Genomic DNA, 25,476 nt, shown 5'->3' with positions numbered 1-25,476 from the left:
ATCCGTAAGCCTCGACTCACGAAGCCCGCGGAGGCACGGCCTAGTTTGCGGCGGCAATACCCGGCATCGGAATGAAGCCTGGGAGCCTCTTCATCCGTTCAATCCATGCAAGCACGTTTTTGTACGGTGACAAGTCGATGCCACCTTCACCGGCCAGTGCTGTGTACGGAAAGCAGGCGATATCGGCGATCGTTGCACGGCCCAGCTCCAAGAACTCGCGGTCTGCCAGATGGTCGTCCATGATCTTGAACACCCGGTTGGCGCCGGTGTGTAGCTTGTCGATGTCGAGCGGATAGTTGAGCACCTTCACGAGGCGAGCACCCGCGGCGTTCATCACCTCGCCGCCGCCAGTGGAAAGCCGAACACCACCACGTTCGCGCCGGCTTCTACCTTGGCCGTGAAGATCACCGCGTCGATGCCGGTGGTGACGCCGCAGCCGATGTAGCAGACCTTGTCGAAGGGGGCGTCTTCGCGGATCTTGGCCAGCGAGATCTCGGGCGCGACCATGTAGTTGCTGAAGGTCGAGGTGCCCATGTAGTGCGCGATGGGCTTGCCGTCGAGACTGAAGCGGCTGGTGCCATCGGGCATCTGGCCCTTGCCCTGGGTGCCGCGGATCAGCTGGCACAGGTTGGTTTTGCGCGAGAGGCAGAACTTGCAGTGGCGGCATTCGGGCGTGTAGAGCGGAATGACGTGGTCGCTCCTCTTCAGCGTGGTGACGCCGGGGCCCACATCGACCACGATGCACGCGCCTTCATGGCCCAGGATCGCGGGGAAGATGCCTTCGGGGTCGGCGCCCGAGAGCGTGTAGTAGTCGGTGTGGCAGATGCCGGTGGCCTTGATCTCGACCAGCACTTCGCCGAACTTCGGGCCTTCGAGGTCCACGGTTTCGATGGTGAGCGGGGCTCCGGATTTCCAGGGGACGGCGGCTTTGGTTTTCATGGGTCAAGGGTCCTCAAGGTTCAATCGCCGGAACTGCGCGGCGACGTACGTTTTCCTCGTGGCGGATGGTGAGCAGCAAGCCTTGAAGCGCATGCGCTGCAGTCAGCCTGTCCACGGAGCCCTGCAGTTGCAGAGCGCGGCGGATGGTATGTCTCTGTGTCGACTGGGTGTGTTCAGATTTCGATACGCAGCAGCCTGGTGAGCAAGCTCTCGCAAGGTGCCTCTTTCATCGTGCTCGCCCCTGCATGGTGCGAGGCGTTGACTCCCACGAGGGCGCCGTCTTGGGGTCGATCACCCTCGTTCTACGCTCCAAACCCTGCGAACAGCGCATGAAAGAGCCTGAATCAGGCTGCCTGCGATGAAATTTTGTCTCGAAATCCGGACGCGATTTTTGGAGTGATCTACCTGTACTTTCCCTTGGAAATTCGACCTTCGATATGGCCGAATATCGAGACGTGGCGACTCACAGGCACTCCTAGGATGACACCGTCGCATCGATTCACGTCACACGGTGGTCATGCGTTCCATGCACCCGCCGCCCCACATCGGGGCAATGATTGATGAACTGAGGAAACCATGTCCGCCATTCTCGAAATTGACTCCATCCGCCAGGAATTTCCGGTCACCAAGCGGATGCTCTACCTGGACTCCGCGCACCAGACACCCATGGCGACCTGCGTGCGCCTGGCACTTTCCGAATTTCTCGCGGAAGGCAACGAAATGGCCGGCCCGAAGCCGGTGTGGATGCGCCGCGTCGAGCGTGCCCGGGAGGACGTCGCGGCGCTGCTGAATGCATCGCCCAGCGAGATCGCCTTCACCAAGAACACCTCCGAGGGCCTCAATATCGCAGCGAATGCCGTTCCGCTTGCGAACGAGGACACCGTCCTGATGCTCGAGGGCGACCATCCGAACAATGCCTATGCCTGGCTCAACCTGAAGCGCAAGGGCGTGCAGGTGCGCTTCGTGAAGGTGGCAGACGATGAAATCGCGACCGCGGAAACCTTCGAGCCCTTCATCGACGCCAGGACCAAGGTTATCTCGTTGTCGCACGTGACCTTCCATGCGGGCCAGCGGCACGACATCGCCAGCATCGGCCGTCTGTGCGCGCAGAAGGGCATCTACCTGGTCGTCGACGTGATGCAGTCTGTCGGCGTGCTGCCGGTCGACGTCAGGACACTGGGCGTGTCCGTGCTGGCCGCCGGCTGCCACAAGGGTTTGCTCGTGCCGCAGGGCCTGGGAATCCTCTACGTAAAGGCCGGTCTGGATGAACTGCAGCCGGCCTACCTCGCGATGAGCAGCCTGGCGAATCCCCCCGAGGACTACATCGCGCGGCCCGACGATCTGGCGCCGCGCAAGGATGCGGGGCGCTTCGAGTTTGGCAACTACAACCTTCCCGATCTGCACGCCTTGTCGAGCTCGATCAACCTCATCCGAAAGACCGGCGTCGAGCGAATCGAAGCGCACGTGCTCGAACTGGGCGACCGCTTGATCGCACAGCTTGAACGGCTCGGCGTACGTCTCGTCGGTCCACGTACCCGTGCCAGCCGTGCACACATCTATGTGCTGGATCTGCCGGTCGCCGAATGGCTGGACTACTTCACGCAGAACCAGGTTCGCGTATCGCCCGAGCGCGGCGGCATTCGCATCTCCTTCGGCCTCTTTAACACCTCCGAAGACGTCGACCAGGTCGTATCGCTGATCCAGCAGCGCCTGAGCCGCAGCGCCCACCCGACGGCGGCAATCCAGGTCGACTGATTGCCATCTTTTTATTGACCGCAGGAGAATCTTCATGAACCCGAAGTCGTCGTTTCTCACCATCGCAGCCGCATGCCTGCTGGCCGCGAACATGCCCAGCTTCGCCCAGACCGGCGGAGATACGCTGCAGAAGATCAAGGAAACCGGGGCGATCACGCTCGGCTACCGCGAGTCGTCCGTGCCGTTCTCGTTCCTGGACAGCCAGCAGAAGCCCGTCGGCATTTCGATGGACCTGTGCGCGGCCGTTGTGGACAAGGTGCAGCAGCAGCTGAACATGCCCAAGCTGGAATTCAAGCAGGTGGCCGTCAACTCGTCGAACCGCATCCCGCTGGTCGTCAACGGCACCGTCGACATCGAGTGCGGCGGCACCGCGAACAACGCCGCGCGGCAGAAGCAGGTTGCCTTTTCGGTCGCCACCTTCGTCAGCCAGCCGCTCTGGCTGGTGCGCGTGGACTCCGGCGTGAAGAGTCCGGCGGACCTCAAGGGCAAGACCATCGTGGTCACACAAGGCTCCAACGCCGTCGGCTTCGCGCGCAAGTTCAACGAAGAGCAGAAGATGGCGCTGATGACGATCGCGGCCAAGGACCATGGCGAGTCAATGCTCACGCTCGACAGCAACCGTGCCGTCGCCTGGCTCGAGGACGACATCCTGCTGGCGGGCGAGAAGGCGAACTCACGCAACTCGGCGTCGTTTGCCCTCATGCCTGGCGGCTTCGACAATATCTACTACGGCCTGATGCTGCGCAAGGACGATCCGGCGTTCAAGGCCCTCGTCGACGGCGTGATCGGCAACCTCATGAAGAGCGGCGAGTACGACAAGCTCTACAAGAAGTGGTTCGAGGCGCCGATCCCGCCGCGCAACGTGAGCCTGGCCTTTCCGATGACGGAAAAGCTGAAGGAGCGGATCAAGGTCCCCAGCGACCGGATCGACTGAAGCACCACCATCCGAAGCTGACTGGAGCTCGATGTGTTCGAAGTTCTTTTCGAGACAGTCCAGGACGGCGAGGAGCTGTATCTCGCCTGGCTGCTCAATGGCTTGGCCTGGACGGTCGCCCTGGCGCTGGCGGGCTGGTGCGTAGCCTTCGTCCTGGGGGTGCTGGTCGGCTGTGGCCGGACCTCCTCCAACCGGGCGATCGCGCTGACCGCGCGGCTCTATGTCGAGGTTTTCCGCAATATCCCCATCATCGTCCAGATGTTCCTCTGGTACTTCGTGCTGCCTGAACTGCTGCCGCCCGACCTCGGCAATGCGATGAAGAAGATGGTGCCGCCCTGGGGAGCCTTCTTCCCCGCATTGATTGCGCTTTCGCTCTACACCGGCGCTCGCGTGGCAGAGCAGGTCAAGGCGGGGATCGAAGCATTGCCCTACGGCCAGCGATCGGCCGCCAGGGCACTGGGCATGACAGAACTGGAGCTGTATCGCACCATCCTGCTTCCACAGGCGCTGCGCATCATCATGTCGACGCTGACCAGCGAGGTGATGGGCATCTTCAAGAACACGTCGGTGGCACTGACCATCGGGCTTCTTGAGCTCACCGCCCAGGCTCGACAGATCAACGAGTTCACCTTCAAGACGTTCCAGGCCTTCGGCGCGGCAACCATCCTCTATCTGCTGCTCGCACTCTCCGTCTATGCCGTCATGCACGGTCTGGAAAAGCGCCTCCGCACGCCCGGCACGGAGCCCACGATCACGAGACGCCGCTTCTTTCCGATGCGAAAGGAGGCGGCGAAGCCATGAACCACTTCGACTTTTCCGTGATCGCGCAGGCCTGGCCGTTCCTGTTCGACGGACTGGTGTTCTCGCTGAAGCTCACCGCGGTCGGCTTTCTCGGCGGCCTGTTGCTCGGCATTGGCCTCGCTCTTGTGAGGCACCTTGAAGTTCCGGTCGCGTCCCAGCTCGCAAGTGCGTACATCACGCTGATCCGCTCGGTGCCCCTGATCATGGTGCTCTTCTGGTTCTTCTTCCTGATGCCGCTCGTGCTGATGTGGATGACCGGAGCCTCGAGGCCGGTGCAGATCGGGCCGGTGTGGACGGCCTTCGTGACGTTCACGCTGTTCGAGGCCGCCTACTACGCCGAGATCATTCACGCAGGGTTCAAGTCGATGGCAAAGGGGCAGTACGGTGCGTGCAAGGCGCTGGGGATGTCGACCTGGCAGACCTATCGGCTGATCATCCTGCCGCAGGTACTGCGTGTCGTCAGCCCGATACTGCTCACGCAGACGATCATCCTGTTTCAGGATACGTCGCTGGTCTACGTGCTGTCGGTCACCGATCTGCTGGGAGCCGCCTCGAAGATTGCCCAACGTGACGGACGCCTCGTCGAGATGTACCTGGCGGTTGCCGTGATCTACATGGTGCTTTCCTCGCTGACGTCTCAGCTCGTGGCCATTCTGAAGAATCGCGATGCAGTTCCGGGACGTCGATAGAGACCTGAATAATGCAGCCATGAGCACGACGACCAAGAAAGCGAAGAAAGCTTCGACAGCGATCGTGGGAACGCCTGTCGAGCGGCTGTTTGCGGTCCTCAACCTGGCGGCGAAGATGGGCATGATCTCCGCGGCCGACATCGTCTATCTCCTCGATCTGCCCAGGCCGACAGCACACCGGATGATCGCCACGCTGGAGGAACTGCAGTTTCTCCAGAAGATGCCCGTCAAGGGCAAGTACGCCGTCGCCCCCAAGCTGGTTGGACTGGCGACGTCGATCCTGAGCTCCACCATCGTCTACGCGCCAATTCAAGCGCTGCTGACGGCCGTTGCACAAAAGACCGGAGAAACCTGCGGCCTGGCGTTGATGTCCTCCGGCGAGGTCGAGTACATCGCGAGCGTCATGGGGCAGTCTCCCCTCACGCTTCAGTTTCAGGCGGGGCAGAAGGCGCCGCTCCACTGCACATCCAGTGGGCAGATCTTCCTTGCGGCGCTGCCGCCGGACGAACTCGCCAAGTTCATGGCCTCCGGCCCCTGGGAGCCACTGACACCCAAGACCGTGACCGCGCCGAAAGTTCTTCTCGAGCGCCTTCGGAAAGTGAAGAATCAGGGTTATGCGGCCAACGAGTCCGAGTACATCGCAGGCGTCGTTGGTGCCGCAGTACCCATACAGAACACAGAGGGTCAGGTTGTGGCGGCGCTCACGATCTCTGCGCCGAAGAGCAGGCGCACGCTGGAGGACGTCGTGGCGATGGTGCCGACACTGACGACATACGCGGATCGGATCAGGCGGGCGATCCAGCCCCGGTGAGATCTCGGCGGCGGCAGGCAGTGTCGCTCAAGCTCTGACTGGCTGCATCAGGGGCAGCAGTTGCACGAAACAAGACGGCAAGTATCGTTTCACAGAACTCCTGCACGGACTTCACTCCGATTTCACTTGGGTCACGCACACTGCCTCTCGACAGTGGTTCGGCGCTGGTAGAGGCCAGGGAGAAAAAAGCCGCTCAGGGAACCGCCTCGATGCCGACCGCTGTCGCTTTTCATGCCCGGCCTTGAAGGTCCGACGGCAGAACTGCAGCGCTGCAACGGCGCGGCACAATGCGTCCATGCCAAACATCGCCTCGATCTTTAGAGCCGAAATCTCCCGCGTTGCTCGCAAAGAAGTGCGCGCCGAGATCGAAACGCTCAAGAAGGCATCGGTCGCGCATCGCGCGTCGACTGACCGCCAACGTGACAATGCCCGTTCATGCCATCTGAGAGTAGTCCAGGCCGGTGAGGTCGTGGGCGCGTTCGATCAGACGGTGCGTGATGGTGTCGACACGGCCGCGCAGCGCGCGTTCGTCGTCCCACGCCAGGCGGCCGTGCAGAACCCGGATCGCGCCGCCCACCATGGTCAGCGACGCGCGGGTGTCGTCGCCGGCCACCAGTAGGCCCGAGATCCAGTCGGTGCGGGCACCGGCAAAGCCGATCGGCGACATGTCGAAGGCCACTATATCGGCGCAGCAGCCCACCTCGATGCGGCCGATGTCGCTGCGGCCGAGGATGGCCGCGGCCTCGCGCGTGGCCATCGTCAGCGCGCGATAGGGCGACAGCCACTGCTGCCACGGCACGGTGCCTTCGCCGCCGGCCGCGCGGTGCAGCAGCATGCCCAGGCGGATTTCGCCGAGCATGGAGCCGCTGTCGTTGCTGGCGCCGCCGTCGACTCCGAAGCCGACCTTCACGCCGGCGGCCAGCATTTCGTGCATCGGCGTCACCCGCGCGCCAAGGCGCACGAGCATGCGCGGGCAGTGGGCCACGGCCACGCCGGCCTCGGCCATCTGGGCCATGTCCTCGGCATCGACACGCGTGCTGTGCGCGAACCAGGTGCCGGGGGCCAGCCAGCCGGCGTCTTGCAGCAGTTCGATGGGACGCTTGCCGTATTGCTCGCGGCACCACACACGCTCGTCAGGCCGCGGGTGGAAATGCATGTGCAGGCCGCAGCCGTTGGCGTGGGCCAGCTCGGAGATGCGGCTCATGAAGTCCATGCGCTGGTAGGTGGCAGTGGTGGGGCCCAGCGCCATCGTGATGCGTGCGCCCCAGCCGGTCTGGTGGTGCTGGCGGATGCCGTGGGCCATGTCGGCCAGCACGGCTTCCTCGTCGTCGACCAGGCCCCCGGCGCGCGGGCCCAGCACGGCGCTCAGGTCGGCCTCCAGCGTGTCTTCCATCGCCGTCATGCAGCCGCGCACCAGGTGCAGCCGCAGGCCGGCGGTGCGCGCGCCGTGCACCAGCGCATCGGTGTACTCAGCCCGCCCGCCCGGCATAAGGTAGGCGTGGTCGGCGGTGGTGGTGGCGCCAGTCAGCATCAGTTCGGCCATGGAGGCCTGCGTGGCGGCGTCTAGGTCGTCGGGCGTCATGCCGGCCCACAGCGGGTACATCGCCTTCAGCCAGTCGAGCAGGTGGCCCGACAGCGCGCGCGGGATGGCGCGCGTCAGTGTTTGGAAGAAGTGGTGGTGCAGGTTGATGAAGCCAGGCATCACGATCTGGCCGCGCAGATCCAGACGCTGGTCGAAGTGGCCCTCGGGCATGCCCTGGCCAACCTCCGCGATGCGGTCGTCGTCGACGACGACATAGGAGTTGGCCAGCACGCGGTCGCTGCTGTCGCAGGTGTAGAGCTGGCCGATGTTGGAGAGCAGGGTGCGCATGGGTGGGCGATCGGGTGAAGGGGGCGAGCTAGCGCTTCTGGCGCGTCAGTTCGAAGGTGGGCAGCAGCGCGAAGGGGCGCAGGCAGGCGTCCATCCAGCGCAGCGCGTCGCGCACCGCGGGCATCAGCTGCGCGGCGTCGTCCACTACGCGGTGGTTCACGCGGATGGCCGACAGCAGCGCGCGCGTCACTTCGCCGGTCTCGGCGAAGAACTCCTGGTCGCCGGTGTCGCCGCGCCATTCGGTCATCAGCAGCGTGGGAATGCCGTGGCTGAAGTGGCCGCGCAGCAACTGGTACACCGAGGCGAACAGGCCGAAGTTCTCGATCAGTGCGGCCGGGCGCTTGCCGCCCAGCCAGGCGCCGGCACAGATGCCCAAGCCGGTGCCTTCATGGGCGACCGGCAGGTAGCGCAGCTCGCGGTCCTGCATCAGCAGTGACTGCGCGCCGCTGAAGCCGCTGCAGGGCAGGCCAATGACGAAGTCGATGCCGTTGTCCTTCAGCGCGGCGTACAGCGTCTGTGCAAAGCTGCCGTTGGCGCCGGCGTTGCCGCTCGGGTCGGCCGCGGGGCGGGCGCCGTGTTCTTTGGCCGAAGGCTTCAAGATGCGGATGCCGACGGCCTGCTCGATATGACGAACGAAGTGGTACTTGTTTTCCTTCAGGTCCATCGGCAGTGCGCCGACGAAGGCCTGTTCCACGTTCACCTTGGCCACGATCAGCTTCGCGCCGGCATGGGCCGAGGTTTCGCGCACGCAGGCGACCAGCGCCTCGGGGTGGTCCACTGTGTGCACGTTGGCCAGCCCGTAGGCGCGCGCCAGCGTGGCGATGTCGACCTGGGCGGCCAACGAGGCCACGTCGGGCAGCTTGCCGGTGGATATGTAGCCGCTGTTGTCGAACACGACAATCGTCAGGTTGACCGGAGCCGCTGCGGCGATGGTGCCCAGCACCGAAGTGTCGAAGAAGATGCCGCCGTCGCCGTCGAGCGCGATCACCGGCTGGTCGGGACGGGCCAGGGCCACGCCCAGCGCATAGGGCGTCACCAGGCCCATGCCCACCGCGTAGAGGTTGGCATGCGACGGACGCGCCGCATGCCACTCGGTCGCGGTGTTGGCCAAGTTGGTGACGACGAGGTCGTCACGGGCCACCGACGCGAGCGCCGTCAGGAAGTCATATCTCTTGAACGAGGCAGTCATGGATGCGGTCATCCGAGGTAGGACGGCGCGGCCGCGCGAGCGCGGTGGTAGCACTCGGTCATGTGCGCTTCCACGGTGGTCGGTGGGTACTTCGGCGATTCGCCCTCCTTTAGGCAGCCAGGCAGGCATTCGAGCTGATGGTCGGGGTTGCCGGAGTAGAAGAACGGCACCGAATAGCGCTCGTTGCCCGAAACGTTGACCACGCGGTGCAGCGTCGAGCGGAACAGGTCGTTGGTCCAGTGGGCGATGGCGTCGCCGATGTTGAACACGAAGGTGCCAGGGATCGGCGGTGCGCTGATCCAATCGCCATTGAGGCCTTGCACCTGTAGACCGCTGTTGTTGTCCTGCAACAGAAAGGTCAAGGCGCCGAAGTCGGTGTGGGAGCCGGCGCCGATGGTGTCTTGCGAGGCTCCCACCGCCTGCGGCGGGTAGTGCAGCATGCGGACGGTGGACAGCGGGGTGTCGTTGAAGTCCTTGAAGTGGTCTTCCGGCAGGTTCAGCGCGAGGGCCAGGCCGACCATCATGCGTTCGCTGACGTCGCGCAGGGCCGCGTGGTAGGCACGCATGGTCGGCTTGAAGCCGGGCAGGTCGCTTGGCCACTGGTTCGGGCCATGGTTGAAGCGGCCGGCCACGACGGCGGGGTGGTCCAGCGGCAGGTCTAGGCCGAGGAACAGAGTTTCCTTGTTGTCGGGCACGTCCAGGCCCAGCGATTCGGCCTTCAGCGGGTCCCAGCCGCGGTTGCAGAACGAGTGGGTGCGCGCCACCTTCGCCTTGTCGTCGTCGGGCTGGCTGAAGAACGCCTCGCCCTGCTGCAGGGCGGCGTCGAGCAAGCCTTGCGGCACGCCGTGGCCATCGACATAGAAAAAGCCGTACTCGATGCAGGCGGCGCGGATCTGGCGGCCGACGGCCTGGCGGTCGGCGAGGTTCGATGAGGACAGTCCGCTGATGTCGATCACCGGCAGGCTCACGGTCGATACGGTCTTGGCTTGAAGGGAACTCACGGGATGTCTCCTGGGAAGGGAAGGCGCTGCGCCCCTGGAAGCAAATGGGGCGCGGCGTTTCGAACGATTTACTGGTAGTCCAGCGTGATCAGGCCGGCGGGCAGCTTGCTCATGCCGATGACTTCAGGGCCGGCCACGTCGACCATCGCGTCGAGCGAGTCGGACAGGCCCTTGGCCATGTCGGGCGTGAACACCGTCAACAAGTCGTTGCGCACCTGCTTCTTGAAGAACTGGGTGGCCTGGGGCGACAGCTTCATGCGCTTGCCCTGTTCTTCCCACAGCTGGTCGTCGGACTTCATGATCTTCACCGCGTCCTGGTAGGCGGCAACGAAGGCGCGCACGTTGGCCGGGTTGGCCTTGGCGTATTCCTCGCGGAAGCCGAAGAACAGGAAGGGCACGGTGGGCAGGCCCGTGCTGTCGGAGATCTCGCGGATCGTCGTCAGCGTGCGGAACTTGCCGCTGGCCAGCATTTCAGGGGCCAGCGAGTTCCACATGCCGGTGGCCTGCAATTCGCCCCGTTCCATCAAGCCGCGCAGCAGTGGCACCGCGCCTTCGTGCAGCGTGACTTCCTTGTTCAGGTCCATGCCGAACTTCTTCTTCGCGGCGGCAACGGTGATGATCCAGTCGAAACCGGTCTTGTTCTGTACGCCGACCTTCAGGCCCTTCAGGTCGGCCAGGGTCTTGGCTAGCGAGTTTGTTGGCACGATGATGCTGTTCACGTAGGTCATGAACGGCGCGACACCGACTACGCCCACGCCGCCGGCCTTCAGGCGCGCGGTGGCCAGCCAGTCGAGGATCACGACGTCGGTGCTCTTGCTTTGCAGCGCTACGGCGGCCGAGTTGTTGTTGCTGTAGGGCACCGTCTCGACGTTGATGTTGTACTTCTTGTCGAGGTTGAACTGCTTGATGACCAGCGGCGGAATCGACATCGTGCCAGCCGGGTTGATCAGCATGCGAACCGTGCCACCATCGCCCTTGGCGGTGTTGACGGTCTGGGCCTGGCACATCGGAGCAACGCCCAGGGCCAGCGTCGCGGCGAGGCTGCCGACGACTAACTTGAACGACTTCGGGTATTTCATGGCGGGAACTCCAGTGCGGTATGGTTCGGGAGGAAGGGCAAACGGAAAGCTCAGGCCATGGCGGCGGGCCGGCGGTCGAGAATGTGGATCACGTCTTTGCTCTTCTCGAACAGCGAGGCGTCGTCGTACGAACGCGGGCGGGCGATTCCGCGCAGGTTGATCTGCTCTGCAATCTTTCCGCCGGGATCGGAGGTCATCACGACTATGCGGTCAGCCAGGTAGGTCGATTCGTAGGCGTTGTGGCTGACGAAGAGGATGGTCGAGCGGAACTTCGACCAGATGTCGAGCAGGCTCTGGCGCAGCTTGCGCGCGGTCAGCTCGTCGAGCGCGCTGAACGGCTCGTCCATCAGCAGGATGTCGGGGTCGACCACGAAGGCGCGGGCGATGGAGGCGCGCTGCTGCATGCCGCCCGAGAGCTGACCGGGGTAGAAACCCTTGAAGCTGGACAGGCCGACGAGGTCGAGCACCGCGTTCGTGCGGTCGGCCCATTCCTGGTGGGGGAAGTCGGCCGCGCGCAGCGCGAACTCGATGTTTTGCGTCAGCGTGTACCAGGGCAGCAGGCGCGATTCTTGGAACACGTAGGAGACGCGGAAGCCCGAGGCGAGCTGCTCCGCCATCGGGCGGTCCTGGATCGTCACGCTGCCGCTGTACTGCGTGTCCAGCCCGGCGACGATGTTGAGGATGGTCGACTTGCCGCAGCCCGAGGGGCCGAGCAGGCCGACGACTTCACCGGCCTCGATGCTGAGGTTGATGCCGTTGAGCACGTGCAGCGGCTCGCGCTGCGCGCTGCGATAGGTCTTGCCGACATTGACGAGGTCGATTTGCGCCATGGGGATGTCCTGTGGAAGCGTTGCGGGGGGCGGGGGCGGGGGCGTGCTCAACGGCGCCAGCGGAAGATGTGCTTCTCGACGAGGCCGAAGACGAAGACCTCGATGAACATCATCACGACGAGGAAGCTCAGCGCGTAGGCCAGCACCTGGGTCATGTCGAACATTTGGAAGTAGTACTCGATGCGGTAACCCACGCCGCTGCTGCGGCCGAGCAGTTCGACGAACAACACCATCTTCCAGACCAGGCCCAGGCCGAAGCGCGAGGAGGCCAGCAGCATCGGCGCCACCTGGGGCAATATCACCGAGCGGATCATCTGCATGCGGCCGGCGCGGAAGATGCGGCCCATCTGGATCAGCCGCGTGTCGATGCCCTTAATGCTCTCGCGGATGTTGATCGTCAGGAAGGGTACGACAGTGATGGCGGCGCCGATGACGGCGGCCCGGTCGTTCATGCCGATGATCATGTAGACGGTGAGGATGGTGACGATGGCCGGCACCGTGATACCGCACACCACCCACACGCGGAAGAACATCCCGGCGCGCGGCGAGACCGCCATCGCGAAGCCCAGCACGAGCGAGATGCCCATGCCGACCACGAAGGCCAGTGCGATGCGCCAGAGCGAAATGCCGATGTCGCTCCACAGCTCGCTGGTGTTGGCCAGCTCGTGCATGGCCGTCAGCACGGTGTGCGGCGGCGGCAGTACCGACGGCGGCAGGAACAACGTGGCGAAGTACCAAAGGCCAACAATGCTCAGCACCGACAAGATGCTCATCAGCACCTCGGGCGGCAGCCGCGGGCGCGATGGCGATGCGGCGCTGCCCGTCGAAGCCGGGGACTCGTGGATGGCAGGGAGGGGAAGGGGTGTCGACATGGCGTGGGGCGGTCGTTGTCCGGGGGCGCGGTCAGTGCCAGCCGGGCTGGTGGTGGGAATGCAGGCTCACGGGACTCCGCAAGAGCAGTGCCAGTGATTTGTGTGCGCCGTGCCTTGCAGGAAGGCATGGCGTCGCACTTTGGTGAATCCAGGAGTCGATGACACTCATGCAAATCAATAGGAAGCTCGGTCCGGCTCAGGCGGCTTTGCCTGCTGGTTCTGCGCCAACTTGCCCGTCTTGATGATCGAGCCGCGGGCGGCGATGCCGCCGTCGATGGTGACGATGGTCCCGGTGATGTACTGGGCCAGGTCCGAGGCCAGGAACAGCATCAGGTCGGCCACTTCGTAGGCTTCGGCGGGGCGGCCACCCGGGTATTGCAAGAACAGCTCTTCCCAGCGGCCTTCGTCGCCGTAGTTGTCGAGCGCGCGGCGCTTCATCAGTTTGATCATGCGGTCGGTGGCGACCGGGCCGGGGTTCACGCCCACGACGCGAATGCCGTCGTCTAGGCTCACGCCGCCCAGGGCGCGGGTGAAGGCCATCACGGCAGCGTTGCAGGTGGAGCCGGCGATGTAGTTCGCATCCCAGTTTTCGCCCGAGTTGCCGATGTCATTGACGATCACGCCGTGGCCCTGGCGCTTCATGCGCGCGTAGACGTGCTGCGTGAGCTCCATGTAGCCCAGCACCTTCAGCGAGAAGCCTCGACGCACCACCTCCCAGTCGAGCGATTCGATCGGGCCAGAGGGCATATCGCCGGCGTTGTTTATCAGGATGTCGACGTCGCCGACGGCGGCGTCGAGCTGCTTCATTACGCCGGGCACCGACAGGTCGAGCGCGTGGACCTGCACGTTCACGTCGTGGTGGGACTGGATCTCCTTGCGGGCGGCTTCGAGGGCGGCGTTGTCGCGGGCGGCGAGGTGCAGGTGGGCGCCGGCCTTCGCGAACGCCCAGGCGGTGGCTAGGCCGATGCCCTTGGAGGCGCCAGTGATGAGGGCGGTCTTGTGGGTCAGGTTCAGAGAGGTCATGTCAGTGCAGTCGTGTTCAAAGGGTCGGAAGGCGGGGCGCACGGGCCGGGCTCGGCGGTGACGCAGGCCCCGAGGGGTTGCGTACACGGCTTCGATAGGCATTGCACTAACCGTGCCACGTGGAAAACACCAGAAATTAGCTTTCAGTATTCGAAGTTGCGCAAAAATTAGCATCAAATTGATGCATGTGAATGCAAAACTTAGAAAATTGGATTCAAAATGGCGTGCGAATGCACCGAGCCGGCGCGTGATCCGCGAATGGATGGCTCGGGATTCGTGGCGCGAATACTGCTAGACGGGATCCCGTATCCTGCGGGCCCGCGAGTCCCAGTGAACAGACACTCAGCATCCGGAGACCCCATGAAGCCAACCCTTCCGCCCAATGACGCCGCGCCGATGCGCGAGCGTGTGCGGGACAAATCCGTCACGCTGACCGAGGACCTGCGTGAGTCGCTCGAGGCGCAGATCGTCAGCGGTGCATTGAAGCCGGGCGCCCGGCTCGACGAGGCCGAGCTGGTCGAGCGCTACAAGGTCTCGCGCACCCCGGTGCGCGAGGCGCTGCGCGCACTGGCCGGCACCGGGCTGGTCGAGATGAAAGGCCCGAACGGCGTGTGCGTGGCCAGCCTGTCGATGCCGGTGATCATCGAGATGTTCCAGATAATGTCGGTGCTCGAAGGCCTGTGTGCGCGCTACGCCGCGCGCCGCGCCACGCCGCAGCAGCGTAAGCGCCTGCTGGAGATCCAGGACGAGTTGAAGGCGCTGGTGAACAGCGACAACCGCGACCTCTTCTACCAGGTGAACCAGAACTTCCACGACGCGCTGTACGACGCATCGAACACGCACCATCTGTCTGCGCAGACGCGCTTGCTGCGCAAGCGCGTGAGCTTCTACCGCCGCTACGTGACCTACCAGCCGGGCCGCATGCTGGCGACCATCGGCGAGCACCAAGCCATCATTGATGCGATCCAGCGCAACGAGCCGGAGGCTGCGTTCTCCGCAGCGGCCAACCATGTGACGCTGCTGCAGGACGACATGGTCGACCTGATCTCGGCGGTGTCCGCCTACATGCCGGCGTGAGCCCCAGGCGCGGTGTCATTCGCCGTATCGGTCGCGGCACCACCATTAGGTCAACCCACCAAGCCTTGCAGTACCTCGGTCAACACACGAGTGCCGTCGGCGAGGTCGGCCGGTTCGGTGAACTCGGTCTCGTTGTGCGTGATGCCATCGCGGCTGGGCACGAACACCATTGCCGAAGGCGTGACTGAGTGGAGGTAACGAGCATCGTGGCCGGCGGCCGAACGCAGCTCCATCGACGCGATGCCCAGCGTGTCGGCGGCCGATTTCACGCGGGCGCGCATCGCGTCGGGGAACACCAGCGAGTCGGCGGCGGACAGCCGCGTCACCGTCACCTTGCACGGGCCTGCGTGAGCCTGGCAGAGCGGTTCGACGGCTGCGCTCAGCCGGCGCAGCGTATCGGTGTCGGGGTGGCGTAGGTCGATCGAGAACAGCACGCGACTGGGAACGACCGAGGGTGCGTTGGGTGTCACCTCGAAGCGGCCGACGGTGAACTTCACCTGATCCTCGGCGTCGTGCAGCTCGGCGGTGAGCGCCTGCACCATCGCCAGCGCCGCCAGCAGCGCATCGCGGCGCTCGGTGCGGTTGGAGGTGCCGGCGTGAGCGGCCTCGCCGTCCACGACCACGCGAAAGGTGTGCTTACCTTGGATGCCGGTGACCACACCGACCGGGATGCCAAGGCGGTCGAGCACCGGGCCTTGTTCGATGTGGGCCTCGACGTAGGCGTGCACCGCTCCGGCGAGTGGGCGGTGCGGCAACTGCGCCAGGCGCATCGCGGTGTCCTGCAACGCGTCGGCCACGCAGATGCCGTCGGCATCACGCACGCTGCCGATGTCGGCTAGCGTGCGATCGCCGGCGAACACGGCCGCGCCCATCATGCCGGGCGCGAAACGCGAGCCTTCCTCGTTCATCCAGGCCACCACGTCGAGCGAACGGCGCGGCGTGATGCCGGCTTCGCGCAGGGCCTGCGCGGCTTCGAGCGCGGCCACGACGCCGAACACGCCGTCGTATCGGCCACCGGTGGGCTGGCTGTCGAGGTGGGAGCCGCTCAGCACCGGCGCGGCGTCCGGGTCCTGCCCGTTCAGGCGCAGGAAGAAGTTGCCGGCGTCGTCGCGGCTGGGCGTCAGGTCCAGCGCGCGGCCCCACGAGGCCATCAGCGCCTGGGCCTCGGCGTCTTCGGCCGACAGCGCCGGCCGGTTCACGCCACCGGTGGGCGTGGCACCGATGCGCGCGAGCGCGGCCAGGCGCTCGCTCAGGCGGCGTTCGTCGACGAACAGGGCCGCCTGGGTCATTCGGTCTTCATGATCTGGGCCGGCTGGCTGCGCGGGTCGCGAGGTAGCCATAGGTCCTGTTCAACGGTGGCGAGGAAGTCGCTAACAAACTGGTTGAACAACGCCGGCTCCTCGATGTTGAGGGTGTGGCCGGTCTTGGGCAGCACGAGCAGGCCGCACGCCGGCACCGTCTTCTTCAGGAAGATGCCGGGCTGCAGGCAGTGGTCGTCCTCATCGCCGACGACGACCAGCGTGGGTACGGCCATCTGGCGCAGCTTAGCCTCCAGGTCGTAGATGGACGGGCGGCGCGCCTGCACGCCTTGCATCGTGCGGGCCGACCCCACAGACGAATGCTCGGCGAGCTGGTTGGCGAATTCCTGCCAGCCGCGCGGATCCTTTACCTGGAATACGATGCGCGAGCCGGCCTGCGAGTAGGTCTTCGAGAACCCGGGCGCGCCCACCTCCTCGAACTTGCGCGCCACTTCGAGCGACACGTTTCGGAAGTAGTCCTCGAACTCCTTTTCTGCGCCGTAGCCGGCGCCCGCCACCACCAACGACAGCGCACGAGAAGCATGGCGCAAGCCGAAGTGCAGCGTGGAGAAGCCGCCCATCGACAGGCCCACGATGTGGGCCTTGTCAATGTCCAGGCCGCTCATCACGTCGGCGATGTCGTCGACGGCGATCTGCTGCGAGTAGCGCTCCACGTCGGTGGGCACGTCGGACGGCGTGTACCCACGCGCGGCAAAGGTGATGCAGCGGTAGCGGCGCGTGAAGTAGCGCATCTGCGCTTCCCAGCTGCGGTGGTCGCCACCGAACTCGTGCACGAACACGATCGGGGTGCCGGTGCCGGCTTCTTCGTAGTACAGGCGGGTGCCGTCGCGGGCGGTGATGAAGGGCATGGTCGTGTCCTAAAGGTGGCTGGGGGGCGGCTGCGGGTTCAGAACAGCGCAGGGGCGGGTATCGTGCGTGCGCGCTCGACCATGGCGGGCAGCAGTGCGCAGAAGCGGTCGGCCCATTCTTCCGGCACCGACAGGCTCACCTTGATGAAGTTGTCGCCAAAACGCTTCGTGTGGTATGTGCCCTGGCGGATCATGATCCCTTTCTCGCCGTAAGCAGCCACCAGCGATTCTGGGTTCACGCCGGCTTCGGCAGTGTCGATCACCAGCAGGTTGGCGTGCGAGGGGTACACCAGTACGCGCAGGCCCGGCACTGCCTTCACGGTCTCGGCCACGGCGGCCTGATTGCGGCGTAGTCGCTGCTTGACCAGCGGAAACCACTCGTTCTTGGTCTTCAGGCCGGCGATGGCGGCGCGCTGCGAGAGCACGTTGCTCCCCAGGTGGTTCGGCGGCGCGGTGGCCAGCAGCTCGATGATTTCCGCGCCGGAGACAACGGCGCCCAGGCGCATGCCGGCCAGGCCCAGCCACTTCGAGAAGCTGTAGACGACTATGCTCTTGTCGTAGAACTTGGCCGCGGGCGTGAAGCCTTCGGCGAACTGCGAGTAGGTGGCGTCGTGGACGAAATACGCCCCGACCGAACGGGCGATATCGGTGAGCTCGCGTATCTCGTCAGCGGTGTGGCAAGTGCCCAGCGGGTTGTTCGGGTCCACCAGGTAAATCACGCCGGTGTTCGGGCCGACGGCGGCACTCAGCTGGTGGGCGGTGAGCTTGTAGTCTTGTTCTTCATTGAAGATTGGCAGCTCGACGACGTTCGAGCCGAACTTGCGGGCGAAGTGCATCGGCCAAGCCCAGCTCGGGTCGGTCGTGACGAAGTCCTGGCCCGGCTTGCAGATGTTGCTGCAGACGTTAAAGAGGGCTTCCACGCCACCGTCGGTGACGAAGGCGCAAGCCTCGGGCAGGCCTAGGTCTTCGAGGATCAGCTGGCGCAGCTCCTCGAAGCCACAGGGCGGTGCATAGGCGTGGTAGCTGCCGTCCTTCAGCGCGTCGGCGATGGCGTGGAGCACGCTGGGGTGGGGGTCGAAGTGGTTGGTGTTCTGTCCCAGCCACATCAGGCCGGGCGTGTTGCAGAGCTGGTCGAAGTAGCGGTTGCGTTGTTCAAAAGGGCGCATGAGGTGGTCCGAGTTTTCCCATTCACGCAGCACGATGTGTGCCATACAAAATCGCTGCTTTTTGCCCATTAGAGGGTCATGTGTGCATACAAATGGTGCGAAATAGAAAAACTTGCATCGGATTTGTGAATGCAAAACAGTGCACTATGTATCCAGTAGGTTTCGCCTGGGATAAATTGTCGAAGCGCCCGCAGCCCGGGGAAGAACCACCAGTTCATCCGCTTGCCTTGCTCCTTGCGGTCACGAGTCCGGAGCGGCGGAAGGCCCTTCCCGATGTGCCCAGCATGGTTGAGCTCGGCTATAAGGACATCTCGTTCGTTCGAGTGGCTCGGTTGGTTTGCTCCGACGGCCACACCTGCTGCAAAGGTCAATGCACTGAATGCGGCAGTCAACGCTCAGTTCGCAAGCTCGGCCATGGGTGAAATGTTCGACAAGAATGCGCTTCAGCCCCTGGACGGGGCGCCGACGGCCTTGGCGTCGCTGACCGAGCGCGATTACGACTACTGGCAACAAGTGGTCAAAGCAACTGGCTTCACCCCCGAGGACTGACCACCCTCATGCGCCGGGCGGGCCTCTAGACACTTTTGAAGGATTGAAAACACTATGAGCATCACCCTGGCGCAAGCGAACGAAATCATCCAAGCGGCACTGGTCCGCTCGAAGGCCAAGGGCTTCAAACCCATGGGCATTGCAGTCCTGGATGAGGCCGGCAACCTGAAGGCCTAGTCAGCGAAGACGGAGCGAGCATGTTCCCGCCTCGCGAAGCCTGAGCCTGGTACTCATCTCTACGTCTGTGGCCCAAAGGGGTTCATGGACGCTGTTCTGGTCGAAGCCCGTGCAAAGAGCTAGCCGGAAGAGCAGTTGCACTACGAATTCTTCGCCGCACACGTTGGGCCTGCCGAAGGTGATGAGAGCTTTGAGGTACAACTCGCGAGCTCAGGGCGGACCATCACTATTCCCAAGGGGAGGACAGTGATTCAGGAACTGTATCGCCCGAGCGCGGCGGCATCCGCATCTCCTGCGGCCTCTTCAACACCTCCGAGGACGTCGATCAGGTCGTATCGCTGATCCAGCAGCGCTTGAACTGCAGTACTCATTGCGCTCCAGGTGTCCGCGCGCATTGCAACCGCCCCACGGGCCTGTAACAGGCCTTGCGCCAGGCCTGCACTATCCCAAGGCCACGAGCAGCTTCTTAAGAAGAAAAAGTACCCCGAAGAACCCACCGAGGACTAGGAAATACGCCAACGGTGCGCCTGCCATTGTCTCCCACCATCTCGGTGGGCCGTATGGCTTGGGTTTACTTTCTAGGGCGTTCATCATGTTTCTTTGGGATTGGTGCCTCTGCCTTCACAAGGCAGACTGCTGCTGTGCTTCAACTGATACGGATCTTCGGCTTGACCAGCGCGTTGATCCCCTCGGCCAACCATAGCGGCGGCCTGCGAGCGGGGCCATGCAATGAAAGCTAATGGCCATGCTAGAGAAAGCGCATGGCTCGACTGTGCGAAGCGGCCCTTGATCGCGCTGACCGCGCGGGCCGGTCGAACGAACGCTACGCAGAAGATTTACCGCCTCGCGCATTGTTCGTCAGGCGCACAAGCAGTTGAAGCAGGTTCTTCCGCTGTGCCGTGTTGAAGTCAGCCAGTAGTTCGTGTCGCACGCGCTCGAGCACAGGAGCGACCCGCTGCGCAGATTCCGCGCCGCGCTCGGTGAGAAGAACTTCGACCACTCGGCGGTCCGACAGAGACCGCGATCTGCGGCAAAGCCCCTTGCGTTCCAGGCGATCGATCAATCGGGTCATGCCGGCCGGATCAATTTCGCAGAGCAGGGCCAGTTCGATGATCCGCAACGGACCGCGGATGTACAGGAAATGCAGTGGCCGCCATTGCGACTCCGTCGGTCCGCCGATGCCGCGCAGCCGCGCGTTCACAGCAGTGCTGGCGAGTGCAAGGATTCTGCGAATTAGGAGATTCAGGTCTTCTTCGATGTCATAGCCCGAGAGGGCCGAAGAGCTTGCGAACGTCACGGCCGGACTGCCATCACGGCCAGCGACGAGGTGGCATTCGCGATCAGGCGGGAGCGCTCTGCGTCGTAAAGCTTCGCGTGCGCAAAGGCGATCTGCCGCCCGACCCGGTCCACCCCCGCCACTGCAATGAAATGACCTTCGTGGCCAGCGCTCTGCATGTTGACTGTCAGGCTGACGGTGGCGCATGTATGGCCAGGCTTCAGTTGCGACAAGACCCCCATCGCCATGGCCAGGTCCAGCATGTTCGCCAGCGTGCCTCCGCCCACTACGCCGTTGCCCTGCGTCGCATCGCGTGGCGCGGTGAACCGGATCACCAGTTCGTCTTTACCGCTCTCCACCAGCAGGGCCGACAGACTGGCCAGCGCGGGATTCACCTCCAGTGGGAGGTGTCGGCGTCTGGACGCCACCGCGTCCGCGATGAATGCGCGGGTGGGGTTGTCCCCCTGCAGCGGAATGTCGGAAATCTCGCCGGGTTTCACGGTTCAGCCTAGCAGAGTAGTGCGCGCGTGATCGGGCGTGGCGACGTCATACCCGAGGTCCTCGATGATCCTGGCCGCCTTGGCGACGAGTTCGGCGTTGTCGCGTGCGAGCTTGCCCGGCGAGACATATAGGTTGTCCTCGAGTCCGACTCGCACATGCCCGCCTAGGATCGCGGCAGTCGCGACCATCGGGAATTGGTCCGAGCCGATGCCGAACGCGCTCCAGTGCGAGCCGGTCGGCAGCAGGCGCTGCATCTCGGCCAACACTGTCGGCGTGGCCGGTGCGCCCCAGGGCACTGACATGCACAGCTGGAAATATGCGCTCTTCGGAATTGCACCTGTCGCGATCAGGTGACTCGCCAGGCGGGTGTGGCCCAAGTCGAAGACCTCCAACTCCATCGTCACACCGCTTGCGTGGATCTGTGCGGCCATCTCGCGCAGGTGGTTCGCGGGGTTGATGAAGACGGCGTCGCCGAAGCTCATGGTTGCGACGTCGAGGCTGCAGATGTCGGGCTTGAGGCTGACCACGTGCGCAACCCGCTCATGCGGCGTCATGAGTTCGGCGTCGGGAATGGGGACGACACGAAACGGCGCGTCGGTCGGCACCGTCAGCATCGTGCCCGGACCGGTCGTGAGATTGATCAGTACATCGCAGCGGGATGCGCGGATGCACTGCACGACCTCCTCGTAGTAGGCGAACTTCGTGGAGGACTTGCCTGTCTCGGGCTCGCGCACATGGATGTGGACGATGGATGCGCCGGCGCGCGCAGCATCGATGGCCTGGTCCGCGATCTCCCGGGGCGAGGCGGGCACGGCGGGGTTCTTTGCTCGGGTGTCCCCCGCGCCGGTCAAGGCGCAGGAAATGATGACGGGAGGGCGCTTGCTCATGTGTGAGGCCAAGGCTGGCAATGGAAGTGACAAAGCCGGCATTCATGGATTGAATCTTGCCGGGATATTAAGAGACGAGTCGTATCGAGTTGAATGTAGACGCCAAAAATAGGTTGGTCAAGGAAAACGTCCGCTAGGTAGTGCCTATGTCTCCAAGGGAAAACACTCAAATTTGACATATAAACGAGACGTATAGTATCGAAAAAGTTCAGACAGGAGTTGCCGTGAAGCTTGGAAGGTTTGTCGTGCAGGGGCTCGATGGCCCGATTCAGCGCATCTGCATGGTGTTGCCAGAGCAGTCCCGTGTTATCGATCTGCGCGCGGCGGAGGCATTGCGCCAGCAGGCGCGCGGTGCCAGTCGCGATGCCGCGCTGCGATACGCATCTGCGGTGTTTCCCAAAAGCATGTCGGCGGCCATCGCTCTTGGTGAGCAGTTCCTCGAGACGGCACACGAGGCGGCGGCATGCTACGGAGACGACGCGTCCAGGCCCTTTGAAGGTTTGCATTGGGCCGCTGCCTGCGACCCGTCGGTGGTGCGCGACGGCCTCACTTTCGTCAAGCACATCCGGCAGTTCCATGAGCGCATGAAGCTCACGCCCGCACCCGCGCTGCTGCAGGTGCCCGGCTATTTCAAGGGTTCCCCATGGACGGTGATCGGGCATGAGGCCGAGGTGCCCTGGCCGGCACGCGCCGAAAAGATGGACTATGAATTGGAAATCGGCTGGGTCGTGGGGCGCACCGCCCACAACATCACGCCCGACACGGCCCGCTCGCATCTGTTCGGCGTGACGATCTTCAACGACTTCTCGGCCCGCGACCTGCAGGCCAACGAATTCGCGATCGGCATGGGACCGACCAAGAGCAAGGACTTTGCCTACGGCATCGGGCCCTGGATCACCACGATCGACGAGTTTCCGCACCTGGACCGCATCCGCATGGCCGTGAGGGTGAACGGCGAGACCTGGGGCGAGGGCGACACGTCGGAGATGCTGTGGAGCGTCGAGGAGCTGGTCGCCTACGTGTCGTTGGGCGACCATGTGCAGCCGGGCGATGTCATCGGTTCGGGAACGATGGGCAACGGCTCGGCGCTGGAGCTCGGCCGAAGCCTCAGCCCGGGCGATGTGGTGGAGCTGGAGGTGTCCGGTGTCGGCGTCCTGCGCAACCGCATGGGCCAGCCCGAGAAGGGCACATGGTGGCCGACGCCGCGCAAGCCTTTCATGTGAGAAGGCGGCCGTGAAGTTTTCCCTAGGAACTTTCTCGCACGACAGGGGCGAGCGGTTTGCCGCCATGTGCATCGGCGATCGGGTGCTGCCCTTGCATGCGTTGCATGGGCAGGCGCTGCGCTGCGGAGCAGCGTGGCCCGAGAAGGCGTCGGTGCTCGACCTGCTGCAGGACTGGGATCGCAACCTGGTGGCGCTGCGGGCGCTGCGGGAAACCATCGCCGACGAACACGAGGCCCAGATACCGGTGGCCCGCCTGAGGGTGCATCCTCCCGTGGACCTGCCGCGGCAGCTGCTTTGCACAGGGGCCAACTACCGTAAGCATGTGGTCGATCTCACGCTCGACATGGGCGTCGGGCCGGAAGGTCTCGATGGCCCTGCGCTGCGCAAGTGGGCGGAAGATATGATGGACGAACGGGCAGCGCACGGCGAGCCGTACGCGTTCCCGAAGTTGCCTTCGGCCGTCACGGGTGCTTTCGATCCGATCCTGCTTCCGGCAACGACCGGCAAGCCCGATTGGGAGTTGGAGCTCGCCGTCATCATCGGTCGGCGTGGCAGGAACGTGCGCCGCAAGGATGCGCTTGATCACGTCGCCGGCTACGCGATCGTGAACGACGTTTCGGCGCGCGACCTCATCGCCCGCACCGACTACAAGATGCTGGGCACCGATTGGCTCAGGTCGAAGTCCGCCCCGAGCTTCATGCCGTTCGGTCCCGTGCTGGTGCCCGCATGCTTCGTGGCGGACCCGCAGAACCTGCGGATGACCTTGAAGCTGAATGGACAGACCATGCAGGACGAGTCAACTGCGGACATGCTGTTCGACGTGGCACGGCAGATCGAATACCTCTCCGCACACATCGAGCTCTGGCCGGGCGACCTTATCGCCACCGGATCGCCTGCCGGGAACGGCACCCACTACAACCGATTTCTCCAGGACGGCGACGTGCTCGACTCGGAAATCGAAGGGCTGGGCAGTCAGCGCAATGTGTGCGTACGGCCGCCAGCGCCGAAGTCCGCCTGATCGCGCATAGCGAATGCAAACCCCTCATCCATCTTTAGAAGAAAGGCCCCTCGGCGTGAATACCGAAGCAACGATCGAGAAACAACAAGCGAAGGCGCCGGCGAACGCGCGGCCGGTGCGGCGCATCGTCACCGGCGAGAACGCGCAGGGCAAATCCGTCTTCGTGTCCGACGGACCTGCGCCGAACTACACAACCGATCCGGGCACGCCGCTCGCGCGGGTGGTGTGGGCGACGGGCGAAGCCGCGGCGCCCGGGACCGATCCGGCGCCTGCCGGTCAAGCCTTCGGTTTTCATTCCAAAGGCGGTTCGCTTCTGCGGGTTGTGGATTTTCCGCCGGACGAAACCTACGAGACCGCGAAGCTGGCGCGTTTTCTTGACGAGCACGGCGTGCGGGACACCGGCGATGCCCGTCACTTCTGGTTCCACAAGACGCAGTCTCTTGACTATGCGATCGTGCTGGACGGCGAGATCCATGCGCTGATGGATGAGGGCGAGACGCTCATGCGCGCTGGCGACATCCTGATCCAGAGGGCCACCAACCACAGTTGGGCGAATCGCTCCGGCAAGACATGCCGCATGGCCTTCGTGCTGCTGGACCTGGAGCCGGGTGCCAAGGTGTGATGGCGTGTCCAGGATAATGGGCTCGTCGCAATAGCCATCGAGAATTCCTTGCCGACCAAAACTCCTTCTCCAACGACCACAGCCAAAGCGCGCGGCCGTTCCGCTGCCTCCTCGGCGGCGAAGCTCGCCGCGGCTCCGGGGCCGGCTGCTTCGCGCACGCGCTCGCCTGGTCGCGCACGCAGCGATGCATCGCGCATGGCCATTCTCGATGCCACGCTGAAGCTGCTTGAAACAACGCCAGTGTCCCAGATCTCCATCGAGTCGATCGCACGTGAGGCGGGCGTGGGCAAGGCCACCATCTACCGTTGGTGGAACTCGAAGGCCGCGGTGGTCATCGAGGCATTCCTGCACACCCACCTGTCCCACACGCCGATGCCGAAGGATGTCAGCCCGCGCGACGCGCTCATGCGGCATATCCACCTGCTGGTCGAGGAGTACAGCGGCTGGTCGGGGCGCATCGTTTCGCAGATCATGGCCGAGGGGCAGAGCGACCCGGACGTGCTGCGCGAGTTCCGCGAACGTTTCTGGTACGGGCGGCGTGCGGTCGTGCGCGAGGTGGTCGAAGACGCGCGCCGCAAGGGCGAGTTCCGCAACGACGTGGAAACGGAACTGCAGATGGACATCCTGTACGCGCCGATCTACTTCCGTCTCCTCATGCGGCACCTGCCGCTGGACAAGAAGTTCGCGGACGAACACTGCGCCACGATGATGCAGATGCTGGCACCCATCGAGGGTCAAACTTCTGCGGCGTCGCCCAAACGGCGCAAGCTCGCCTGAGCCGCCTGCCCGCGGGAGAGTTTCAGCCGCCGGGCAAGGCGGAAGTGTCGACCAGTTGCTCGTACGTAAAGTCGGCACCGAGCAGGCCACAACTGCGGCGCTGCGCGGCAAGTGGCTCGATCCCCGCGTGACCCGGCAACAGCAAGTCCGGTGTGGCACGCAGCATCGCTTCCATCGCCAGCGCCGAGAAGCCGGCGGGTGCCAATGCTTGGCGAGCGGCCTCCGGCGTGCCGATCATGCGCT

Annotated in this window: 27 protein-coding genes and 1 pseudogene; 12 read left to right on the top strand and 16 right to left on the bottom strand. The window is 64.1% G+C overall.

The genetic code is table 11. The features are described from left to right. Nucleotides 1–40: 40 nt before the first annotated feature. Together ACAM42_RS30255 and ACAM42_RS30250 are read right to left on the bottom strand one after the other, a co-directional pair. Entirely contained in the window at nucleotides 41–241 is a 201-nt protein-coding gene (locus ACAM42_RS30255) for a hypothetical protein (protein ID WP_369632820.1), read from the bottom strand. A gap of 36 nt (nucleotides 242–277) precedes the next feature. After that, nucleotides 278–939: pseudogene (locus tag ACAM42_RS30250) on the bottom strand (alcohol dehydrogenase catalytic domain-containing protein); the annotation flags it as partial. A gap of 576 nt (nucleotides 940–1,515) precedes the next feature. On the opposite strand from ACAM42_RS30250, the gene ACAM42_RS30245 reads away from it, so the two are divergent. The 5 genes from ACAM42_RS30245 to ACAM42_RS30225 are packed head-to-tail and all read left to right on the top strand — an operon-like array spanning nucleotide 1,516 to nucleotide 5,929. Then, the gene (locus ACAM42_RS30245) at nucleotides 1,516–2,694 is read left to right on the top strand and encodes an aminotransferase class V-fold PLP-dependent enzyme (RefSeq protein WP_139701222.1); all 1,179 of its coding nucleotides are present in this window, start codon (nucleotides 1,516–1,518) and stop codon (nucleotides 2,692–2,694) included. A gap of 34 nt (nucleotides 2,695–2,728) precedes the next feature. Continuing rightward, nucleotides 2,729–3,628: a transporter substrate-binding domain-containing protein gene (locus ACAM42_RS30240; RefSeq protein ID WP_369630363.1), complete on the top strand. Its 900-nt coding sequence runs from the start codon at nucleotides 2,729–2,731 to the stop codon at nucleotides 3,626–3,628. Between the two features lie 33 nt (nucleotides 3,629–3,661). Continuing rightward, entirely contained in the window at nucleotides 3,662–4,429 is a 768-nt protein-coding gene (locus tag ACAM42_RS30235) for an amino acid ABC transporter permease (protein ID WP_369630362.1), read from the top strand. After that, nucleotides 4,426–5,118 carry an amino acid ABC transporter permease gene (locus ACAM42_RS30230; protein WP_369630361.1) on the top strand — a complete coding sequence of 231 codons (693 nt, stop codon included), beginning with the start codon at nucleotides 4,426–4,428 and terminating at the stop codon, nucleotides 5,116–5,118. Before ACAM42_RS30235 ends, ACAM42_RS30230 begins: the two co-directional genes overlap by 4 nt. A gap of 19 nt (nucleotides 5,119–5,137) precedes the next feature. Continuing rightward, nucleotides 5,138–5,929, top strand: a complete 792-nt coding sequence (locus ACAM42_RS30225) for an IclR family transcriptional regulator (protein WP_369630360.1) — start codon at nucleotides 5,138–5,140, stop codon at nucleotides 5,927–5,929. A 433-nt stretch (nucleotides 5,930–6,362) separates the two neighbouring features. Here ACAM42_RS30225 and ACAM42_RS30220 read toward each other — a convergent pair whose 3' ends face one another. From ACAM42_RS30220 to ACAM42_RS30190, 7 genes are all read right to left on the bottom strand, one after another. Beyond that, nucleotides 6,363–7,799 (bottom strand): amidohydrolase family protein, encoded by a 1,437-nt coding sequence (locus ACAM42_RS30220; RefSeq protein WP_369630359.1) that lies wholly within the window; start codon nucleotides 7,797–7,799, stop codon nucleotides 6,363–6,365. Between the two features lie 28 nt (nucleotides 7,800–7,827). Beyond that, a complete protein-coding gene (locus ACAM42_RS30215) occupies nucleotides 7,828–8,988 on the bottom strand; it encodes a thiamine pyrophosphate-dependent enzyme (protein ID WP_185993684.1) in 1,161 nt (386 codons plus the stop codon). Nucleotides 8,989–8,996: 8 nt separating this feature from the next. Continuing rightward, nucleotides 8,997–9,989 (bottom strand): isopenicillin N synthase family oxygenase, encoded by a 993-nt coding sequence (locus tag ACAM42_RS30210; RefSeq protein WP_139701229.1) that lies wholly within the window; start codon nucleotides 9,987–9,989, stop codon nucleotides 8,997–8,999. A 68-nt stretch (nucleotides 9,990–10,057) separates the two neighbouring features. Further along, complete coding sequence (locus tag ACAM42_RS30205) at nucleotides 10,058–11,068, bottom strand: ABC transporter substrate-binding protein (protein WP_369630358.1); 1,011 nt, start codon at nucleotides 11,066–11,068, stop codon at nucleotides 10,058–10,060. Nucleotides 11,069–11,118: 50 nt separating this feature from the next. Continuing rightward, on the bottom strand, nucleotides 11,119–11,898 hold the full coding sequence (locus ACAM42_RS30200; RefSeq protein ID WP_139701231.1) for an ABC transporter ATP-binding protein: 780 nt from the start codon (nucleotides 11,896–11,898) through the stop codon (nucleotides 11,119–11,121). Between the two features lie 47 nt (nucleotides 11,899–11,945). Next, nucleotides 11,946–12,770: an ABC transporter permease gene (locus tag ACAM42_RS30195; RefSeq protein WP_369630357.1), complete on the bottom strand. Its 825-nt coding sequence runs from the start codon at nucleotides 12,768–12,770 to the stop codon at nucleotides 11,946–11,948. A gap of 174 nt (nucleotides 12,771–12,944) precedes the next feature. Beyond that, the gene (locus ACAM42_RS30190) at nucleotides 12,945–13,793 is read right to left on the bottom strand and encodes an SDR family oxidoreductase (RefSeq protein ID WP_139701233.1); all 849 of its coding nucleotides are present in this window, start codon (nucleotides 13,791–13,793) and stop codon (nucleotides 12,945–12,947) included. 360 nt (nucleotides 13,794–14,153) lie between these two features. Here ACAM42_RS30190 and ACAM42_RS30185 point away from each other — a divergent pair, with 360 nt between their 5' ends. Beyond that, nucleotides 14,154–14,870, top strand: coding sequence for a GntR family transcriptional regulator (locus ACAM42_RS30185; protein WP_139701234.1), 717 nt, complete (start codon nucleotides 14,154–14,156; stop codon nucleotides 14,868–14,870). Between the two features lie 50 nt (nucleotides 14,871–14,920). Here ACAM42_RS30185 and ACAM42_RS30180 read toward each other — a convergent pair whose 3' ends face one another. The 3 genes from ACAM42_RS30180 to ACAM42_RS30170 are packed head-to-tail and all read right to left on the bottom strand — an operon-like array spanning nucleotide 14,921 to nucleotide 18,248. Further along, nucleotides 14,921–16,159: a M20 family metallo-hydrolase gene (locus tag ACAM42_RS30180; RefSeq protein ID WP_369630356.1), complete on the bottom strand. Its 1,239-nt coding sequence runs from the start codon at nucleotides 16,157–16,159 to the stop codon at nucleotides 14,921–14,923. After that, complete coding sequence (locus tag ACAM42_RS30175; RefSeq protein WP_139701236.1) at nucleotides 16,156–17,037, bottom strand: alpha/beta fold hydrolase; 882 nt, start codon at nucleotides 17,035–17,037, stop codon at nucleotides 16,156–16,158. The genes ACAM42_RS30180 and ACAM42_RS30175 overlap by 4 nt, the downstream gene beginning before the upstream one ends. 38 nt (nucleotides 17,038–17,075) lie before the next feature. Continuing rightward, nucleotides 17,076–18,248 carry a pyridoxal phosphate-dependent aminotransferase gene (locus ACAM42_RS30170; protein ID WP_369630355.1) on the bottom strand — a complete coding sequence of 391 codons (1,173 nt, stop codon included), beginning with the start codon at nucleotides 18,246–18,248 and terminating at the stop codon, nucleotides 17,076–17,078. A 228-nt stretch (nucleotides 18,249–18,476) separates the two neighbouring features. Here ACAM42_RS30170 and ACAM42_RS30165 point away from each other — a divergent pair, with 228 nt between their 5' ends. Together ACAM42_RS30165 and ACAM42_RS30160 are read left to right on the top strand one after the other, a co-directional pair. Continuing rightward, nucleotides 18,477–18,752, top strand: coding sequence for a tripartite tricarboxylate transporter substrate-binding protein (locus ACAM42_RS30165; RefSeq protein WP_369630354.1), 276 nt, complete (start codon nucleotides 18,477–18,479; stop codon nucleotides 18,750–18,752). A gap of 54 nt (nucleotides 18,753–18,806) precedes the next feature. Continuing rightward, nucleotides 18,807–18,929 carry a hypothetical protein gene (locus ACAM42_RS30160; protein ID WP_369630353.1) on the top strand — a complete coding sequence of 41 codons (123 nt, stop codon included), beginning with the start codon at nucleotides 18,807–18,809 and terminating at the stop codon, nucleotides 18,927–18,929. A gap of 823 nt (nucleotides 18,930–19,752) precedes the next feature. Here ACAM42_RS30160 and ACAM42_RS30155 read toward each other — a convergent pair. The 3 genes from ACAM42_RS30155 to ACAM42_RS30145 are packed head-to-tail and all read right to left on the bottom strand — an operon-like array spanning nucleotide 19,753 to nucleotide 21,593. Next, a complete protein-coding gene (locus tag ACAM42_RS30155) occupies nucleotides 19,753–20,226 on the bottom strand; it encodes a MarR family winged helix-turn-helix transcriptional regulator (RefSeq protein ID WP_369630352.1) in 474 nt (157 codons plus the stop codon). Next, nucleotides 20,223–20,705, bottom strand: coding sequence for a PaaI family thioesterase (locus ACAM42_RS30150; RefSeq protein WP_139701239.1), 483 nt, complete (start codon nucleotides 20,703–20,705; stop codon nucleotides 20,223–20,225). Before ACAM42_RS30150 ends, ACAM42_RS30155 begins: the two co-directional genes overlap by 4 nt. 3 nt (nucleotides 20,706–20,708) lie before the next feature. Further along, the gene (locus ACAM42_RS30145; protein ID WP_139701240.1) at nucleotides 20,709–21,593 is read right to left on the bottom strand and encodes a 3-keto-5-aminohexanoate cleavage protein; all 885 of its coding nucleotides are present in this window, start codon (nucleotides 21,591–21,593) and stop codon (nucleotides 20,709–20,711) included. A 224-nt stretch (nucleotides 21,594–21,817) separates the two neighbouring features. On the opposite strand from ACAM42_RS30145, the gene ACAM42_RS30140 reads away from it, so the two are divergent. From ACAM42_RS30140 to ACAM42_RS30125, 4 genes are all read left to right on the top strand, one after another. Next, on the top strand, nucleotides 21,818–22,816 hold the full coding sequence (locus tag ACAM42_RS30140) for a fumarylacetoacetate hydrolase family protein (protein WP_260685113.1): 999 nt from the start codon (nucleotides 21,818–21,820) through the stop codon (nucleotides 22,814–22,816). Nucleotides 22,817–22,826: 10 nt separating this feature from the next. Then, nucleotides 22,827–23,834, top strand: a complete 1,008-nt coding sequence (locus ACAM42_RS30135) for a fumarylacetoacetate hydrolase family protein (protein WP_260685112.1) — start codon at nucleotides 22,827–22,829, stop codon at nucleotides 23,832–23,834. A 55-nt stretch (nucleotides 23,835–23,889) separates the two neighbouring features. Next, complete coding sequence (locus ACAM42_RS30130) at nucleotides 23,890–24,456, top strand: cupin domain-containing protein (protein ID WP_260685111.1); 567 nt, start codon at nucleotides 23,890–23,892, stop codon at nucleotides 24,454–24,456. Between the two features lie 195 nt (nucleotides 24,457–24,651). Beyond that, nucleotides 24,652–25,233, top strand: a complete 582-nt coding sequence (locus ACAM42_RS30125; RefSeq protein WP_139701242.1) for a TetR/AcrR family transcriptional regulator — start codon at nucleotides 24,652–24,654, stop codon at nucleotides 25,231–25,233. A gap of 22 nt (nucleotides 25,234–25,255) precedes the next feature. Here the strand turns inward: ACAM42_RS30125 and ACAM42_RS30120 are convergent, their stop codons facing one another. Then, on the bottom strand, nucleotides 25,256–25,471 hold the full coding sequence (locus ACAM42_RS30120) for a hypothetical protein (protein ID WP_369630351.1): 216 nt from the start codon (nucleotides 25,469–25,471) through the stop codon (nucleotides 25,256–25,258). Between the last annotated feature and the right edge of the window lie 5 nt (nucleotides 25,472–25,476).

The organism is Variovorax sp. V35, assembly GCF_041154465.1.
GTDB classification, from domain to species: domain Bacteria; phylum Pseudomonadota; class Gammaproteobacteria; order Burkholderiales; family Burkholderiaceae_C; genus Variovorax; species Variovorax boronicumulans.
The sequence above is the reverse complement of the archived record's forward strand: the minus strand, read 5'-3'. Positions and strand labels throughout refer to the sequence as shown.

Excerpts from the sequence above, each read along its gene's own strand:
- ACAM42_RS30120 (WP_369630351.1), bottom strand. The coding sequence starts at position 25,471 with ATGATCGGCACGCCGGAGGCCGCTCGCCAAGCATTGGCACCCGCCGGC.
- ACAM42_RS30145 (WP_139701240.1), bottom strand. The coding sequence starts at position 21,593 with ATGAGCAAGCGCCCTCCCGTCATCATTTCCTGCGCCTTGACCGGCGCG.
- ACAM42_RS30200 (WP_139701231.1), bottom strand. The coding sequence starts at position 11,898 with ATGGCGCAAATCGACCTCGTCAATGTCGGCAAGACCTATCGCAGCGCG.
- ACAM42_RS30195 (WP_369630357.1), bottom strand. The coding sequence starts at position 12,770 with ATGTCGACACCCCTTCCCCTCCCTGCCATCCACGAGTCCCCGGCTTCG.
- ACAM42_RS30190 (WP_139701233.1), bottom strand. The coding sequence starts at position 13,793 with ATGACCTCTCTGAACCTGACCCACAAGACCGCCCTCATCACTGGCGCC.
- ACAM42_RS30225 (WP_369630360.1), top strand. The coding sequence starts at position 5,138 with ATGAGCACGACGACCAAGAAAGCGAAGAAAGCTTCGACAGCGATCGTG.
- ACAM42_RS30240 (WP_369630363.1), top strand. The coding sequence starts at position 2,729 with ATGAACCCGAAGTCGTCGTTTCTCACCATCGCAGCCGCATGCCTGCTG.
- ACAM42_RS30170 (WP_369630355.1), bottom strand. The coding sequence starts at position 18,248 with ATGGCACACATCGTGCTGCGTGAATGGGAAAACTCGGACCACCTCATG.
- ACAM42_RS30185 (WP_139701234.1), top strand. The coding sequence starts at position 14,154 with ATGAAGCCAACCCTTCCGCCCAATGACGCCGCGCCGATGCGCGAGCGT.
- ACAM42_RS30205 (WP_369630358.1), bottom strand. The coding sequence starts at position 11,068 with ATGAAATACCCGAAGTCGTTCAAGTTAGTCGTCGGCAGCCTCGCCGCG.
- ACAM42_RS30245 (WP_139701222.1), top strand. The coding sequence starts at position 1,516 with ATGTCCGCCATTCTCGAAATTGACTCCATCCGCCAGGAATTTCCGGTC.
- ACAM42_RS30220 (WP_369630359.1), bottom strand. The coding sequence starts at position 7,799 with ATGCGCACCCTGCTCTCCAACATCGGCCAGCTCTACACCTGCGACAGC.
- ACAM42_RS30165 (WP_369630354.1), top strand. The coding sequence starts at position 18,477 with ATGTGCCCAGCATGGTTGAGCTCGGCTATAAGGACATCTCGTTCGTTC.
- ACAM42_RS30175 (WP_139701236.1), bottom strand. The coding sequence starts at position 17,037 with ATGCCCTTCATCACCGCCCGCGACGGCACCCGCCTGTACTACGAAGAA.
- ACAM42_RS30125 (WP_139701242.1), top strand. The coding sequence starts at position 24,652 with ATGGCCATTCTCGATGCCACGCTGAAGCTGCTTGAAACAACGCCAGTG.
- ACAM42_RS30230 (WP_369630361.1), top strand. The coding sequence starts at position 4,426 with ATGAACCACTTCGACTTTTCCGTGATCGCGCAGGCCTGGCCGTTCCTG.
- ACAM42_RS30215 (WP_185993684.1), bottom strand. The coding sequence starts at position 8,988 with ATGACTGCCTCGTTCAAGAGATATGACTTCCTGACGGCGCTCGCGTCG.
- ACAM42_RS30160 (WP_369630353.1), top strand. The coding sequence starts at position 18,807 with ATGAGCATCACCCTGGCGCAAGCGAACGAAATCATCCAAGCGGCACTG.
- ACAM42_RS30255 (WP_369632820.1), bottom strand. The coding sequence starts at position 241 with ATGGACGACCATCTGGCAGACCGCGAGTTCTTGGAGCTGGGCCGTGCA.
- ACAM42_RS30180 (WP_369630356.1), bottom strand. The coding sequence starts at position 16,159 with ATGACCCAGGCGGCCCTGTTCGTCGACGAACGCCGCCTGAGCGAGCGC.